Raw genomic sequence first — 15,774 nt, 5'->3', positions numbered from 1 at the left:
AACATGAATGAACCCGTCAGTCCGGGGCCGCGCAACGGCATCTTGTCCCTGACCATCAAGGACAAGTCGGTCCTCTACGCCGCCTACATGCCGTTCATCAAGAACGGCGGCCTGTTCATCCCGACCAACAAGAACTACAAGTTGGGCGACGAGGTGTTCATGCTGCTGAACCTGATGGACGAGGCGGAGAAGATTCCGGTGGCCGGCAAAGTCGCCTGGATCACCCCCAAAGGCGCGCAGGGCAACCGCGCGGCCGGCGTCGGCGTGCAATTCAATGATGGCGACAACACCGCGCGCAGTCGCATCGAAACTCATCTGGCCGGAGCCCTGAAGTCCGACCGTCCCACTCATACGATGTAAGTTGCAGTCCTTTTTATGCTCGTAGATTCCCATTGTCACCTTGATCGCCTCGACCTCGCCGCTCACGACGGTTCCCTGGATGCCGCGCTGGATGCGGCCCGCGAACGCGGCGTCGGGCATTTCCTGTGCATCGGCGTCAGCGCCGACAACGCAGCCGACGTCAAAGCCCTGGCCGAGCGTTACGACGACGTCGATTGCTCGGTCGGCGTGCATCCGCTGGATGTGCAGCCGGGCGCGGCGCCGGCGCTGGACTGGCTGCTGCATGAGCTCAATCACACGAAAGTGGTGGCGATCGGTGAAACCGGTCTGGACTATCACTACGAGCCGGAAGCCGCCGAGCTTCAGCAGGAGTCGTTCCGTCTGCACCTGCAAGCCGCGCAGCAGACCGGCAAGCCGGTGATCATCCACACCCGCGGCGCCCGCGCCGACACGCTCGAGTTGTTGCGCGAAGCCGCGTTGCCCCAGGCCGGCGTGTTGCATTGCTTCACCGAAGACTGGGACATGGCCAAGGCGGCGCTGGACATGGGTTATTACATTTCCCTGTCGGGCATCGTCACCTTCCGCAATGCCGATGCGCTGCGTGATGTCGCGAGCAAAGTCCCGGCGGATCGCCTGCTGGTGGAAACCGACTCGCCGTACCTGGCGCCGATCCCTTATCGCGGCAAACCGAACCTGCCGCAATACGTGCGGGAAGTGGCAGAGTTTCTGGCGATGCTGCGCGGCGAGAACTACGAGCGTTTTGCCGAGCAGACCACCGAGAACTTCAAGCGACTGTTTCCGCTGGCGCATGTAAAAGCCTGAATCGCAGGCAAAAAAAACCCGGGTTCTGGGGGGTGAATCCGGGTTAAGACCATTAGGAGTAAAACAAAGGCACGCGGTCCCTTGGTACCTTTACCGGCGCGACACTTGGGGGAGATGTCGCCCGACAGTTCAAGTATTGATCAGTCTGGCGCCGAGTCCAGTTGGCTGGCCGGGGTTTTTAAACAAATTTGGAATACGTTCGCTTCGGTTATGTTCTCATTCCCCTCGAAACGTTCGTGAAATGAACAAGAAACACAGATATGGTCGGATGATCCGTGCATTTTTGCGCAAGTTAGGCATAATACGCGGCTTCGAATTTTGACCCCTACAGACCTTTTCTTATGCACAAAGAACCTCGTAAGGTCCGTGAGTTTCGTCGCCGCGAGCAAGAAATTCTCGATACCGCGCTCAAGCTGTTCCTCGAACAAGGTGAAGACAGTGTCACCGTCGAGATGATTGCTGATGCCGTGGGTATCGGCAAAGGCACGATCTACAAGCACTTCAAGTCCAAGGCCGAGATCTACCTGCGCCTGATGCTCGATTACGAGCGCGACTTGAACGAGCTGTTGCACTCGGCCGATGTCGACAAGGACAAGGAAGCGCTGTCCCGTGCCTACTTTGAATTCCGCATGCGCGACCCGCAGCGCTATCGCCTGTTCGATCGCCTGGAAGAGAAGGTGGTCAAGGGCAATCAGGTCCCTGAGATGGTCGAGGAGCTGCACAAGATCCGTGCCTCGAACTTCGAACGCCTGACGCTGCTCATCAAGGGCCGCATCAGCGAAGGCAAGCTCGAAGACGTGCCGCCATACTTCCATTACTGCGCATCCTGGGCGCTGGTGCACGGCGCGGTGGCGCTGTATCACTCGCCGTTCTGGAGCAATGTGCTGGAAGATCAGGAAGGTTTCTTCCAGTTCCTGATGGATATCGGCGTGCGCATGGGCAACAAGCGCAAGCGCGACCCTGAAACGCCAAGCAGCTGAATCATTCAGTTGCCTTATGCGCCATGTTTTTCGCTACATGGCGCAGTACCGCAGGAATATACTCAGGCATAGGGCTTGCTAAAACTTGAATTGTGAGTCAAGTTTTAGCCGCTCGATTTTCCATCGCCGGAGTGCTTCATGATCGTTGACCGTCAAGGCAGGCGTTTTCGCAATTTGCGGATCAGTCTGACTTCAGCCTGCAATTACGCCTGTACCTACTGCGTGCCCAACGGCAAGCGGCTGGTGGCTGCGCAGGATGAACTGTCGGCCGAGGCCATGGCGCGTGGCGTAGCCTATCTGATCGAAGCCGCGGGCATCGAGCGCCTGCGCATCACCGGCGGCGAGCCGCTGGTCAGTCCCAAGCTCGAATCTTTCATGAGCGCCGTCGGCAGGATGGGCCTGGAAGACATCAGCCTGACCACCAACGGCCAGCTCCTGGCGAAAAAACTCCCGTTGCTGGTCGATGCCGGCCTGCGACGCCTCAACGTTTCCCTCGATACTCTGGACGCCGGCGCGTTCCGCAGTATCGCCCGTGGCGGCGATCTGGCCACCGTGCTGGATGGCATGGATCAGGCCGCAGCGGCGGGGATGAAGATCAAGGTCAACATGGTGCCGTTGCGCGGGCAGAACCTCGACCAGGTGATGCCGTTGCTCGATTACTGCCTTGAACGCGGCTTTGAACTGCGCTTCATCGAGCTGATGCGCATGGGCCACCTGGCCACTGATTCCAACGCCTTCCTGCAGCAGTTCGTCAGCCTGCAACAGCTGCTGAGCCTGATCGGCGAACATTACGAGTACGCGCAAACCGACGCGCCGGTGGACGCCACGGCAGTTCGCTATGCGATTCCCGGTTTGGGCAATTTCGGCGTGATCGCCAACGAAAGCGTGCCGTTCTGCCGAACCTGTTCGCGCCTGCGCCTGTCGTCCACCGGATGGCTGCATGGCTGCCTGTCGTCGAGCAACCGCCACTATGTCGGTGACCTGCTCGACAAGCCGCGCCATGAGGCGCTGCCGGCGTTGCAACGATTGCTGGTCAAGGCGTTGGGCGACAAGCAGGAAGTCGCGTTTTCCGGCGGCGCGACCGTCATGAAGATCATCGGCGGCTGAAAATCCTCATCGCGAGCAGGCTCGTTCCCACAGGTAAATGCTATTTCCTGTGGGAGCGAGCCTGCTCGCGATTACGATCGAAAAAACGACGAAGATCTGGAGGTGGCGCAAAAGCTGCATCCTACGGCCATTCGCCGGTTTTCCGTCACCGGCTTCTGGAGGATTAGGATGCGTAGCCTGGTTTTGCTGCTGGCCGTTTTGGCGCTGGGCGGCTGTATGACTGTCAGTGACATGGCCGAAGGGACTCGCTACCAGATGAGCGACGCGGGTCTGCTGGACCACAGCGACAGCCGTCGCGTGAACAATTTCCGCATTCAGCCGGATTCGTTTATCTACATCGCGCAAGGCTCGTTCGCGCCGCCGGGTGGTTCTTACCCACGCCCCAACGTAGTGGCCGAAGAGGCCTTCAAAGGCTTCGTCGAATACTTCCCGATGGTCCGCCGCGCCCGTGCGCCGGAAGGCCTCGACCAGGCGATGGGCGAAGCCCGCGACGCCGGTGCCCACTACTTGCTGTACACCCGTTTCGCCAAGGCCGACGACCGCATCGGCAACTCCGATGAATGGCTGGATGAGGAAGCCGTGGACCGCCTCGGTATCGACGGCGGGGTGATTCAGATCATGTTGATCGAGACCAGCACCCAGTATTTGATTGATACTGCACGGATCAAGAGTCGTGGCGGTTTACTGACGTTCCACGACAACAAGCCCGAAGACCTGATCGGCCCACCGCTTGCGCAGTACGCGCGCAGCCTGCTGGGCGTCGGGGACCAGTAATTCAAGGAGTACGCCATGAGTGGCCCGCAAAAAGCCAATGACCTGCTGGGGCAAATCCCCAAAACCAAAGGCTTGCCGCCGGTGCACTTGTGGAACCCGGATTTCTGCGGCGATATCGACATGCGCATCGCCCGTGACGGCACCTGGTATTACCTGGGTACGCCGATCGGGCGCAAGCCGATGGTCAAACTGTTCTCCACCATCATCCGCCGCGATGGCGATGACTATTTCCTGATCACTCCGGTCGAGAAGGTCGGGATCAAGGTCGATGACGCGCCATTCGTGGCGATTGCCGTCGAGGTGGAAGGCGAGGGTGAGGGGCAACTGCTGCGCTTTACTACCAACGTCGATGAAACAACGGAAGCCGGCCCGGAGCATCCGATCCGGGTCGAGATCGATCCAGCGACGCAAGAACCTGCGCCTTACGTGCATGTCCGCACCAATCTCGAAGCGCTGATCCACCGCAACGTGTTCTACCAGTTGGTGGAGCTGGCAGTGAGCCGTGAAATCGATGGCCAGCGCTGGCTCGGCGTCTGGAGCGGTGGCGAGTTCTTCCGCATCGGCCTCGAACCTTAAAAAAACCGCAGTCTGCGAAAGCAGGCTGCGTTTTTTTGTCGTTGACTCTCAATCATATGATGATTAGCGTAGGCACCCACAGCGAACGGCTTCGGGGTGTCCATGTCGAGCAGTTTTCACGCATCAACGGTTGACTGGCTGGGCGCCTGGATTGCTGCCGGCCAAGTGAAACCGGGGCAGGCGATCAAGGTCGAGGCCGATCTGGGCGAGCAGCTCGGCGTCAGTCGCACCGTGATCCGCGAAGCCATCAAGACCCTGGTCGCCAAAGGCATGCTCGAAGTCGGGCCGAAGGTCGGCACGCGGGTGCTGCCGATCAAGCGCTGGAACCTGTTCGATCCGCAAGTGGTGGGCTGGCTGTCACGCAGCGGCTTGCCGGAAAATTTCGTCGATGACCTGCTCGACCTGCGCCGTACCATCGAACCGATGGCGGTGCGCTGGGCCTGTGAGCGGGCGACCGTCGAACAGGTGCAAGCCGTGCAGCAGGCTTACAACGCGCTGGAACGGGCGGTCGACAGCGGCATCGATTACAACCGCGCCGACCAGTTCTTCCACGAATGCATTCTCGCCGCCAGCCACAATCAATTCATCGAACAAATGGTGCCGGCCCTCGGTGCACTGCTTGCCGTGTCTTTCGAAGTCTCGGCGGCCGACCCTGACGAATTGCGCCGCACACTGCCCATCCACAAGGACATGGCCGACGCCATTGCCGCCCGGGATGCCGCGCGCGGGGTGTGGGCCTGCATGACCCTGATCGACAATGCCGACCTGGCCATCAAGCGGTTCTACCCGCAGGTGATGGCCGACAAGAAAGCCAGCTGACAAAAACAACAAGACAGGAGGTTGCATGACGTGGACTGCGGTGACAGAGCATCGGGCGCAACTGGGTGAAGGTCCGTTCTGGGACGCGCCGACCCAGGCGCTGTACTGGGTGGACATCGCCGGCAGGCAGGCGCTGCGGCTGATCGGGCAGAACGTGCAGATCTGGCAGATGCCGGAGCACGTCTCGGCGTTCATTCCCTGCGCCAGCGGCGACGCGCTGGTGACCCTGAGCAGCGGCGTCTACCGGCTCGATCTCGATTCACCCGGACTTGAGCCGCGACTGACGCTGTTCTGCGTCGCCGACCCGCAACCGGGCAACCGCGCCAACGAGGCACGTTGCGACGGCCAGGGCCGCTTGTGGCTCGGGACGATGCAAAACAACATCGGCGAGCAGGGCGAGGATCTGCCGATCACCCGTCGTTCCGGCGGGCTGTTCCGCGTTGATCCGGATAAAAGGGTCACGCCATTGCTGCGCGGCCTGGGCATTCCCAACACGCTGCTCTGGAGCGACGACGGCACCACGCTGCTGTTCGGCGACAGCCTCGACAGCACCTTGTATCGCTACTTCATCCACACCGACGGCAACCTCGACACCGCCCAGCCCTGGTACAGCGCCGATCAGCACGGCGGCCCGGACGGTTCGGCGATGGACGCCGAAGGCTACGTGTGGAACGCCCGCTGGGACGGCAGCTGCCTGCTGCGCCTGACGCCGGATGGCCAGATTGATCGCAAGATCGACCTGCCGATCAGTCGCCCCACCAGTTGCGTGTTCGGCGGCGCTGACCTGAAAACCCTGTACATCACCAGCGCCAAAAGTCCGCTGAATCATCCGCTGGACGGCGCCGTACTGTCGCTGCAAGTGGATGTCGCCGGAAAGCTCTGCACGCGATTTGCCAGTTAAATCCCAAAATATGGGATGCAAAATTATATATTGAGATTATTTGGCGGTCGGGTTTATAGTCGGTCCCAGCAGTAACACGCACTCACACTTAAAAAGAACAAAACAGGTGAAGTGATGCAGCGAATTTCCACCGCACTCCATAGCGGAGTCAGCGCTTCGGGCCGTCTCGGTGCCGCGGCGTGCGCTCGCCTGTCTTGTTCCACAAGCCTTCCAGACCGGACATCGTCAGATGCCCGGTTTTTTTATGCTTTCGAACAGGAGTCCTGATTCATGGCTGAACCACTATCCTTGCCACCGGTGCCCGAGCCACCGAAAGGTGAGCGCCTGAAAAACAAGGTCGTGCTGCTGACCGGCGCCGCCCAAGGCATCGGCGAAGCAATCGTCGCGACCTTCGCCTCGCAGCAGGCCAAACTGGTGATCAGCGATATCCAGGCTGAAAAGGTCGAGAAAGTCGCCGCGCACTGGCGCGAGCAGGGCGCCGATGTGCAGGCGATCAAGGCCGACGTCTCGCGTCAGCAGGATCTGCACGCCATGGCCAAACTGGCCATCGAGTTGCACGGCCGCATCGACGTGCTGGTGAATTGCGCCGGGGTCAATGTGTTCCGCGATCCGTTGGAAATGACCGAAGAAGACTGGAAACGCTGCTTCGCCATCGACCTCGACGGCGCCTGGTATGGCTGCAAGGCCGTATTGCCGCAGATGATCGAGCAAGGCATCGGCAGCATCATCAACATTGCGTCGACCCATTCCACGAACATAATTCCCGGCTGCTTTCCGTACCCGGTGGCCAAGCACGGCTTGCTCGGGCTGACCCGAGCGCTGGGCATCGAGTACGCGCCGAAGGGTATTCGGGTCAATGCGATTGCACCGGGCTACATCGAAACCCAACTCAACGTCGATTACTGGAACGGCTTTGCCGACCCGCACGCCGAACGCCAGCGCGCTTTCGATCTGCATCCACCGAAACGCATCGGCCAGCCGATTGAAGTGGCGATGACCGCCGTGTTTCTGGCCAGCGATGAAGCGCCGTTCATCAATGCCTCTTGCATCACCATCGATGGTGGTCGCTCGGTGATGTACCACGACTGAGAAAAGCGGATTTCAGGCGGAAAGGTCCGCCTGAAATTCAATCATCATACGATATGACCATTGTCGTCATGATTCGCAGGAAACGCTTCGACCGCTTTAACGTTTTTCAAATAACGCTCAAGAAAAATAACAAGGAGTCTGCTTATGAAACGTCGTTTCGGGATTCGTACCCTGTGCAGTACCGCGCTGGCGGTTACTGCGTTCAGCCTGAGCAGTACGCTGCTGGCCGCCGATCCGGTGAAGATCGGTTTCCTGGTCAAGCAGGCCGAAGAGCCGTGGTTCCAGACTGAATGGGCCTTCGCCGAGAAAGCTGCCAAGGACAAAGGCTTCGAGCTGATCAAGATCGCCGTGCCAGACGGCGAGAAAACCCTCTCCGCCATCGACAGCCTCGCGGCCAACGGCGCCAAGGGCTTCGTCATCTGCCCGCCGGACGTGTCCCTCGGCCCTGCGATCATGGCCAAGGCCAAGCTCAATGACCTGAAAGTGATCGCCGTCGACGACCGTTTCGTCGACGCCAATGGCAAGTTCATGGAGGACGTGCCGTACCTCGGCATGGCTGCCTTCGAAGTCGGCCAGAAGCAGGGCGCCGCCATGGCCGCCGAGGCGAAAAAGCGTAACTGGGACTGGAAAGACACCTACGCGGTGGTCAACACCTACAACGAACTCGATACCGGCAAGAAGCGCACCGACGGCTCGATGAAGGCCCTCGAAGATGCCGGCATGCCGAAAGATCACATTTTGACTGCCGCCCTGAAAACCCTCGACGTGCCGGGCAGCATGGACGCCACCAACTCGGCGCTGGTCAAGCTGCCGAGTGCGGCGAAGAACCTGATCATCGGCGGCATGAACGACAACACCGTGCTCGGCGGCGTACGCGCCACCGAAGCCGCCGGGTTTGCCGCGGCCAATGTGATCGGCATCGGCATCAACGGCACCGACGCTATCGGCGAATTGAAAAAGCCTAACAGCGGCTTCTACGGTTCGATGCTGCCGAGCCCGCACATCGAAGGCTACAAGACTGCCGAGATGATGTACGAGTGGGTCACCACCGGCAAGGAACCGCCGAAGTACACCGCGATGGACGACGTCACCCTGATCACCCGCGACAACTTCAAGCAGGAGCTGGAGAAGATCGGCCTGTGGAACTGACGGCAGCGGCGGCCCGGGCAGCCGGGCCGCTTGAACGGTGTGATGAGGTGGCTTAAATGCACGCGCAAGTACAGACACAAGAACACAGTGCCAGCGGTAGCCTGCGTTTCAACGGGATCGCCAAGACCTTCCCGGGCGTGAAGGCGCTGGACGGCATCAGTTTCGTCGCTCACCCCGGGCAGGTTCACGCCTTGATGGGCGAGAACGGCGCCGGCAAATCGACCCTGCTGAAAATCCTCGGCGGCGCCTATATCCCGAGCAGCGGCGAGCTGCAGATCGGCGAGCGGACGATGGCGTTCAAGTCCACCGCCGACAGCATCGGCAACGGCGTGGCGGTGATTCACCAGGAGCTGCATCTGGTGCCGGAAATGACCGTGGCCGAGAACCTGTTCCTCGGTCACCTGCCGGCCAGCTTCGGCCTGATCAATCGCGGCGCGTTGCGCCAGCAGGCATTGGCATGCCTCAAAGGCCTGGCCGATGAAATCGATCCACAGACCAAGGTCGGACGCTTGTCCCTCGGCCAGCGGCAATTGGTGGAAATCGCCAAGGCACTGTCCCGTGGCGCGCATGTGATTGCTTTTGACGAACCGACCAGTAGCTTGTCGGCGCGGGAAATCGACCGCTTGATGGCGATCATCGGCCGGCTGCGCGACGAGGGCAAAGTGGTGCTCTACGTCTCCCATCGCATGGAAGAAGTATTCCGCATCTGCGACGCGGTGACGGTGTTCAAGGATGGTCGCTACGTGCGCACCTTCGAGGACATGAGCCAGCTGACCCACGATCAACTGGTGACCTGCATGGTCGGGCGCGACATTCAGGACATCTACGATTATCGCGGTCGCCCGCGCGGCGCCGTGGCGCTGAGAGTCGATGGCTTGCTCGGCCCGGGCCTGCGCGAGCCGATCAGTTTCGATGCGCACAAAGGCGAGATTCTGGGCCTGTTCGGACTGGTCGGGGCCGGGCGCACCGAGCTGTTCCGGCTGCTCAGCGGTCTTGAGCGCAACACCGCCGGGCGCCTTGAGTTGCGCGGCCATGAACTAAAACTGCGTTCGCCCCGCGATGCGATTGCTGCCGGGATTCTGCTGTGCCCGGAAGACCGCAAGAAGGAAGGCATCATCCCGCTCGCCAGCGTCGCCGAGAACATCAACATCAGTGCGCGCGGTGCGCATTCCGGGCTCGGCTGCCTGCTGCGCGGAATCTGGGAGAAGGGCAACGCCGAGAAACAGATCAAGGCCCTGAAGGTGAAAACTCCCCACGCCGGGCAACAGATTAAGTTCCTGTCCGGCGGCAATCAGCAGAAAGCCATTCTCGGCCGCTGGCTGTCGATGCCGATGAAAGTGCTGCTGCTCGACGAGCCGACCCGGGGCATCGACATCGGTGCCAAGGCCGAGATCTACCAGATCATCCATAACCTGGCCGCCGACGGTATTTCGGTGATCGTGGTGTCCAGCGATCTGATGGAAGTCATGGGTATTTCCGACCGCATTCTGGTGCTGTGCGAGGGCGCCCTGCGTGGCGAAGTCAGCCGCGACCAGGCCAACGAATCCAACCTGCTGCAACTGGCTTTGCCGCGCCACCGCGCTGACGGCGTGGCGAACTGAGAGGTGACTATGATGACAACCCAAAACGAAACCCTGCCGACCGAGCGCAAACCTCTGGATATGCGGCGCTTCCTCGATGACTGGGTGATGCTGCTGGCGGCGGTGGGCATTTTTGTCGCCTGCACCTTGCTGATCGACAACTTCCTCTCGCCGCTGAACATGCGTGGCCTGGGCCTGGCGATTTCCACCACCGGGATTGCCGCGTGCACCATGTTGTATTGCCTGGCGTCGGGACATTTCGACTTGTCGGTGGGCTCGGTAATCGCCTGCGCCGGGGTGGTGGCGGCGGTGGTGATGCGCGACACCAACAGCGTGTTTCTCGGCGTCAGCGCGGCGCTGGTGATGGGCCTGATTGTCGGCCTGATCAACGGCATCGTGATCGCCAAGTTGCGGGTCAACGCGTTGATCACGACGCTGGCGACCATGCAGATCGTCCGTGGCCTGGCTTACATCTTTGCCAACGGCAAAGCGGTGGGCGTCTCGCAGGAGTCGTTCTTCGTCTTTGGTAATGGTCAGTTGTTCGGTGTGCCGGTGCCGATCCTGATCACCATCGTCTGCTTCCTGTTTTTCGGTTGGCTGCTGAACTACACGACCTACGGGCGCAACACCATGGCCATCGGCGGCAACCAGGAGGCGGCGTTGCTGGCGGGGGTGAATGTTGATCGCACCAAGATCATCATCTTCGCGGTGCATGGCGTGATTGGTGCGTTGGCGGGGGTGATTCTGGCATCGCGGATGACGTCGGGTCAGCCGATGATTGGCCAAGGGTTTGAGCTGACGGTGATTTCGGCTTGCGTGCTGGGCGGGGTGTCGCTGAGTGGCGGGATCGGGATGATCCGGCATGTGATTGCCGGGGTGTTGATTCTGGCGATTATCGAGAATGCGATGAACCTGAAGAATATCGACACGTTTTATCAGTATGTGATTCGTGGGTCGATTCTGCTGTTGGCTGTGGTGATTGACCGTCTGAAACAGCGCTGAAATCAAAAGCTCCCTCATCGGAACGCCGCCCGCCCAGCCCTCTCCCGGAGGGAGAGGGAGCTGACCGAGGTGTCTTGCGCTATATATCGACCTGAAATAACCAGTCGATTATGGATTCGGCAAAGCCTTTTCACGTCGACGTACCTCCCGAATATCCCCCATTCAGTTCCCTCTCCCTCCGGGAGAGGGCTAGGGTGAGGGCGCTTTTGATCTTCCCGCCTTCCGTCACCCCACCCAAAATATCCCTTGCCCGCCCCAACCCGTTTCGGTTATCACTTTGTACATGATTAGACAGGTACGATTTGACAAAAAACAACGGGTGGTCGACGAGCTCGTCCGACGCATCGAAAGCGGCCTCATGGAGGACGGCTTTCTGTTGCCCGGCGAGCATCAGTTGGCTCAGGAATTCAACGTCAGCCGTGGCACGTTGCGCGAAGCGCTGGCCGAACTGAAACGGCGCAAATACATCGCCACGCAAAGCGGGGTCGGCTCCATCGTCACGTTTGACGGGGTAGTGCTCGACCAGCGCAGCGGCTGGGCCCAGGCCCTGGCTGACAGCGGGGCGATGATCAATACCGACGTGCTGCGCCTGGAAGCCGTGACCCGTGCGGATCTGCTTGCGCGTTTCGGCTCCGATCAATTCATTCTTCTCGAACGTCGCCGCCGTTCCAACGACGGCACGGCGGTGTCCCTTGAACGCTCTCTGATGCCCGCCAGCGGAGGCCTGGAAAGCCTGCCGCGAGTGGGCCTGATCGATAACTCCCTGACCATCACCCTGGCCGCCTACGGTTACATCGGCGAGCGCGGCGATCAGTGGATCGGCGCCGAACCGCTCAACGCCGTGGACGCCGAACTGCTCGGCCGCCCCGAAGGCACGGTGTTCCTCAAGGCGCTGCGAACCACCTACGACCGGCAGAACCGTTTCATGGAACAGGTCGAAAGCCTGCTCGACCCGGTCCATTTCCGTCTGCACCTGCAATTTGGAGAATCGAAATGACCGCCCTCGACCGTGCCTTGGGCGCGTTTTATGGCCTTGCCCTGGGCGACGCGCTGGGCATGCCGACCCAATCCCTGAACCGCGAAACCATCAAGCAGCGCTTCGGCCAGATCACCGATCTACAGGACGCCGGGCCCTTGCAGCCGATTGCCGCGAACATGCCCAAGGGCTCGATCACCGATGACACCGAACAGGCGATTCTGGTCGGCGAGTTGCTGGTCGCAGGCAAGGGCCGGATCGAACCGGCGGTGCTCGCGCAACGGTTGATCGAATGGGAAGCCGAGATGCAGGCCAAGGGCTCGCAGGACTTGCTCGGCCCGTCGACCAAGCGTGCGATTGAAATGATCCTCGCCGGCCACTCGCCGGAAGAGGCCGGGCGCTACGGCACCACCAATGGCGCCGCGATGCGTATCACCCCGGTGGGCATCGCGGCGGATGTCGCCGACCCCGAGCGCTTTATCGCGGCGGTGGTGCAGGCCTGTCAGGTCACTCACAACACCACGCTGGGGATTTCCAGCGCGGCGGCGGTGGCGGCGGTGGTCTCGGCCGGCATCAACGGTCTGGATCTGGGTGAGGCGCTGAACCTCGGCCAGCAGATCGCCCAGCAAGCAGAATCGCACGGACACTGGGTGGCGGGCGGGCGCATCGCCTCGCGGATCAGTTGGGCGCGCAGCATCAGTGTCGAGAGCGACCCGGTGTTGCTCGCGGATCTGCTGTACGACGTGATCGGCACTTCGGTGGCTTCGCAGGAGTCGGTAGTGGTGTCATTCGCCCTCGCGCAGCAAGTCGCGGTCGGTGAAATGACGCCGTTCGATGCGCTGTGCATGGCCGCGAGCCTCGGTGGCGACACTGACACCATCGCCGCGATTCTCGGCGCCATGCTCGGGGCCTGCCTGGGCCTGCAGAGCTGGCCGGCGCCGATGATCGAGACGGTGAAGGCCGTCAATGGTCTGGAGCTGGAACCGTTGGTGACAGGGCTGTTGGCCTTGCGCTGATTGAACTGACGCCATCGTCGGATCGCCGCCCGGAGCAAGCTCGCTCCCACAAGTACGGCGTTATCCCTGTGGGAGCGAGCCTGCTCGCGATGGACGCACCACAAACCCTGAATATTCACCCGCAATGGATCGCGCAGACAGGCCCAGGAAGGCCGGGATTTCTTGTCGTTCTGCGTCATTGCCACAACCACAATAAAGGCAAACAGGAGCATTTTTCATGAGTTCATCGAACGCCGGACAAAGCGCCGGGCAACTGGAAACCCGGGGCATCGAACCGGTGCCGGAAGGCGAGTGCAACGGCCATCCACTGCAACTGTTCTGGGTCTGGTTCGCGGCCAACATTTCCATCCTCGGCCTGCCGCTGGGCGCCACGCTGGTTGCGTTTCGCGGCCTGGCGATCTGGCAGGCGATCATCGTCGCGATCCTCGGCGCTGCCGGTTCGTTCGCGGTGGTGGGGATCATCTCGATTGCCGGCCGTCGCGGTCGTGCGCCGAGCCTGACCCTGTCGCGAGCGATCTTCGGTGTGCGCGGTAATATCGGTCCGACGCTGGTGTCGCTGATGTCGCGCCTGGGCTGGGAAACCGTCAACACCACCACCGCCGCGTTCGTGCTGCTGTCGTTGTGCTCTATCCTGTTCGGGTCGCCGGTGGAAGCCAAAAGCGCGCCGGTGCTGACCCTGATCTTCATCGCGATTTTCGTGCTGCTGACCCTGTCGGTATCCGGCCTCGGCCACGCCACGTTGCTGGTGATCCAGAAGTGGGCCACCTACGTGTTCGGTGCGCTGAACATTCTGGTCGGCGGCTTCCTCTGCGCGACCATCGACTGGAGCGCGGTGTTCAACGCCACGCCGGCGCCGATGAGCGCGATGATCATCGGCATCGGCACCATGGCCGCCGGCACCGGGATCGGCTGGGCGAATGCTGGCGCCGACATGTCGCGCTATCAGCATCGCAGCGTCAAAGCCGTGCGTCTGGTGGCTTCGGCGGCGTTCGGCGCGGGGATTCCGCTGGTGCTGCTGATCACCCTCGGCGGCCTGCTCTCGGTGGGCAACAACGACCTGGCATCGGCGACTGATCCGATCGTGGCGATCCGCGACATGCTGCCGACCTGGATGGCCGTGCCGTACCTGATCACCGCATTCGGTGGCCTGCTGCTGTCGAACAACCTGTCGGTGTACTCCGCCGGCCTGACCACGCTGACCCTCGGCCTGAAGGTCAAGCGCGTGTACGCGGTGGTGGTCGACATCGTGGCGATCTTCGCCGGTTCGATCTATTTCATGCTGATCGCCGACAGTTTCTACGGCCCGTTCATTACCTTCATTTCCCTGCTGGCGGTGCCGATCACCGCGTGGGTCGGGATCTTCGTGGTCGACCTGATTCACCGTCACTACTACAGCCCGAAGGATCTGCTCGACGTCAGCCCGAGCAGCGCCTATTGGTACAGCGGCGGCATCGAGTGGCGCGCATTCGGCGCGTGGGCGATCGCCATCGTGCTGGGCTTCAGTTTCACCACCATCGGCACCACGGCTGAAAATGTCTGGTTCAAGGGCTTCCTGTCCGACTCCTGGCTGGGCCATAACGGCCTCGGCTGGATCGTGACGTTCGTGGTCGCCGGCGGCATTTACTTCGTACTCGGCGGGGCGAGAGATCGCCGCGCTGCGCAATCCGAGAATGCTCATGCCTAAGATGTTGCACACCGGCCAGGTCATCATCGACCTGGTCATGGCCGTGGATGCGCTGCCGCAGATCGGCGGCGACGTGCTGGCGCAGTCCGCCAGTTTCGAAGCCGGCGGCGGCTTCAATGTGATGGCTGCCGCCGCGCGTAACGGCTTGCCGGTGGTCTACCTGGGTCGCCACGGTAACGGGCGTTTCGGTGATCTGGCGCGGCAGGCGATGAATGCCGAAGGCATCCGCATTGGCATCGACCAGCCTGCAGAACGCGACACCGGCATCTGCGTGGCGCTGACCGATGCGTCGGCCGAGCGCAGTTTCATTTCCTACATCGGCGCTGAAGGTGAAGTGACGGAGACGGAGCTGAACAGCGTTGCCGCCGAAGCGGGGGACTATGTCTACGTCAGCGGCTACAGCCTGCTGCACAGCGGCAAGGCCCAGGCGTTGCTGGACTGGACGCTGGCGCTGCCGAAGACGATCAATGTGGTGTTCGATCCGGGCCCGCTGGTGGAATCGCCGGACTCACCGATGATGCAGGCGTTGCTGCCGCGCATCGATGTGTGGACCAGCAACAGCGTCGAGGCGCTGCGTTTCACTGGCGTGGCGGACATCGAAACCGCGCTGGACCGCTTGGCCGTGCACCTGCCGCCGGAGGTGCTGATGGTCGTGCGCGACGGTCCGCAGGGTTGCTGGATTCACCAGCGCGGTGAACGTCAGCATGTGCCAGGTTTCAAGGTGCAGGCAGTGGACAGCAACGGCGCGGGCGATGCGCATGCCGGCGTGTTCGTCGCTGGACTGGCGCAAGGACTGGCCGCTCACGAAGCCGCAAGGCGCGCCAACGCTGCGGCTGCGTTAGCGGTCACTCGGTGGGGCCCGGCGACCGCTCCTGGCACTGCCGAGGTTGATGTGCTGATCAGCAAAAAATGCACTGACTGAACGATCGCAATCGCTGGCTTGCCAGCGATAAGGCCTTC

At 61.4% G+C, this 15,774-nt stretch carries 16 protein-coding genes; all 16 read left to right on the top strand.

Annotated features, from left to right (window positions below):
- Positions 1 to 3 precede the first annotated feature (3 nt).
- The 16 genes from L6D74_RS18060 (at position 4) to L6D74_RS17985 (ending at position 15,736) form a co-directional block, all read left to right on the top strand.
- Positions 4 to 360, top strand: a complete 357-nt coding sequence (locus L6D74_RS18060) for a PilZ domain-containing protein (RefSeq protein ID WP_039770657.1) — start codon at positions 4 to 6, stop codon at positions 358 to 360.
- Positions 361 to 375: 15 nt separating this feature from the next.
- Positions 376 to 1,161, top strand: coding sequence for a TatD family hydrolase (locus L6D74_RS18055; RefSeq protein WP_236189954.1), 786 nt, complete (start codon positions 376 to 378; stop codon positions 1,159 to 1,161).
- Between the two features lie 341 nt (positions 1,162 to 1,502).
- On the top strand, positions 1,503 to 2,141 hold the full coding sequence (locus L6D74_RS18050; RefSeq protein WP_007950805.1) for a TetR/AcrR family transcriptional regulator: 639 nt from the start codon (positions 1,503 to 1,505) through the stop codon (positions 2,139 to 2,141).
- 138 nt (positions 2,142 to 2,279) lie between these two features.
- A complete protein-coding gene (locus L6D74_RS18045; protein ID WP_064383475.1) occupies positions 2,280 to 3,248 on the top strand; it encodes a GTP 3',8-cyclase MoaA in 969 nt (322 codons plus the stop codon).
- Positions 3,249 to 3,416: 168 nt separating this feature from the next.
- Positions 3,417 to 4,022: a DUF4823 domain-containing protein gene (locus L6D74_RS18040; RefSeq protein WP_064598539.1), complete on the top strand. Its 606-nt coding sequence runs from the start codon at positions 3,417 to 3,419 to the stop codon at positions 4,020 to 4,022.
- Positions 4,023 to 4,037: 15 nt separating this feature from the next.
- A complete protein-coding gene (locus tag L6D74_RS18035; protein ID WP_236189952.1) occupies positions 4,038 to 4,598 on the top strand; it encodes a DUF1285 domain-containing protein in 561 nt (186 codons plus the stop codon).
- Positions 4,599 to 4,700: 102 nt separating this feature from the next.
- Positions 4,701 to 5,417, top strand: a complete 717-nt coding sequence (locus L6D74_RS18030) for a FadR/GntR family transcriptional regulator (RefSeq protein ID WP_007950814.1) — start codon at positions 4,701 to 4,703, stop codon at positions 5,415 to 5,417.
- 25 nt (positions 5,418 to 5,442) lie between these two features.
- Entirely contained in the window at positions 5,443 to 6,318 is an 876-nt protein-coding gene (locus L6D74_RS18025) for an SMP-30/gluconolactonase/LRE family protein (protein WP_236189951.1), read from the top strand.
- Between the two features lie 270 nt (positions 6,319 to 6,588).
- Positions 6,589 to 7,407 (top strand): SDR family oxidoreductase, encoded by an 819-nt coding sequence (locus L6D74_RS18020; protein ID WP_011335425.1) that lies wholly within the window; start codon positions 6,589 to 6,591, stop codon positions 7,405 to 7,407.
- A gap of 144 nt (positions 7,408 to 7,551) precedes the next feature.
- The gene (locus L6D74_RS18015; RefSeq protein ID WP_236189950.1) at positions 7,552 to 8,556 is read left to right on the top strand and encodes a substrate-binding domain-containing protein; all 1,005 of its coding nucleotides are present in this window, start codon (positions 7,552 to 7,554) and stop codon (positions 8,554 to 8,556) included.
- A 56-nt stretch (positions 8,557 to 8,612) separates the two neighbouring features.
- On the top strand, positions 8,613 to 10,157 hold the full coding sequence (gene araG / locus L6D74_RS18010; RefSeq protein ID WP_236189949.1) for an L-arabinose ABC transporter ATP-binding protein AraG: 1,545 nt from the start codon (positions 8,613 to 8,615) through the stop codon (positions 10,155 to 10,157).
- A 12-nt stretch (positions 10,158 to 10,169) separates the two neighbouring features.
- Entirely contained in the window at positions 10,170 to 11,138 is a 969-nt protein-coding gene (gene araH / locus L6D74_RS18005; protein WP_011335422.1) for an L-arabinose ABC transporter permease AraH, read from the top strand.
- A 283-nt stretch (positions 11,139 to 11,421) separates the two neighbouring features.
- Positions 11,422 to 12,135: a GntR family transcriptional regulator gene (locus L6D74_RS18000; RefSeq protein WP_064598527.1), complete on the top strand. Its 714-nt coding sequence runs from the start codon at positions 11,422 to 11,424 to the stop codon at positions 12,133 to 12,135.
- A complete protein-coding gene (locus L6D74_RS17995; RefSeq protein ID WP_064598525.1) occupies positions 12,132 to 13,130 on the top strand; it encodes an ADP-ribosylglycohydrolase family protein in 999 nt (332 codons plus the stop codon). The genes L6D74_RS18000 and L6D74_RS17995 overlap by 4 nt, the downstream gene beginning before the upstream one ends.
- Positions 13,131 to 13,347: 217 nt before the next feature.
- Positions 13,348 to 14,814 carry a purine-cytosine permease family protein gene (locus L6D74_RS17990; RefSeq protein WP_085683520.1) on the top strand — a complete coding sequence of 489 codons (1,467 nt, stop codon included), beginning with the start codon at positions 13,348 to 13,350 and terminating at the stop codon, positions 14,812 to 14,814.
- A complete protein-coding gene (locus tag L6D74_RS17985) occupies positions 14,807 to 15,736 on the top strand; it encodes a PfkB family carbohydrate kinase (protein ID WP_236189948.1) in 930 nt (309 codons plus the stop codon). Before L6D74_RS17990 ends, L6D74_RS17985 begins: the two co-directional genes overlap by 8 nt.
- Positions 15,737 to 15,774 lie beyond the last annotated feature (38 nt).

Source organism: Pseudomonas pharyngis (assembly GCF_021602345.1).
In the GTDB taxonomy this organism is placed as follows: Bacteria; Pseudomonadota; Gammaproteobacteria; order Pseudomonadales; family Pseudomonadaceae; genus Aquipseudomonas; species Aquipseudomonas pharyngis.
This window is presented reverse-complemented; position numbering and strand designations above follow the sequence as displayed.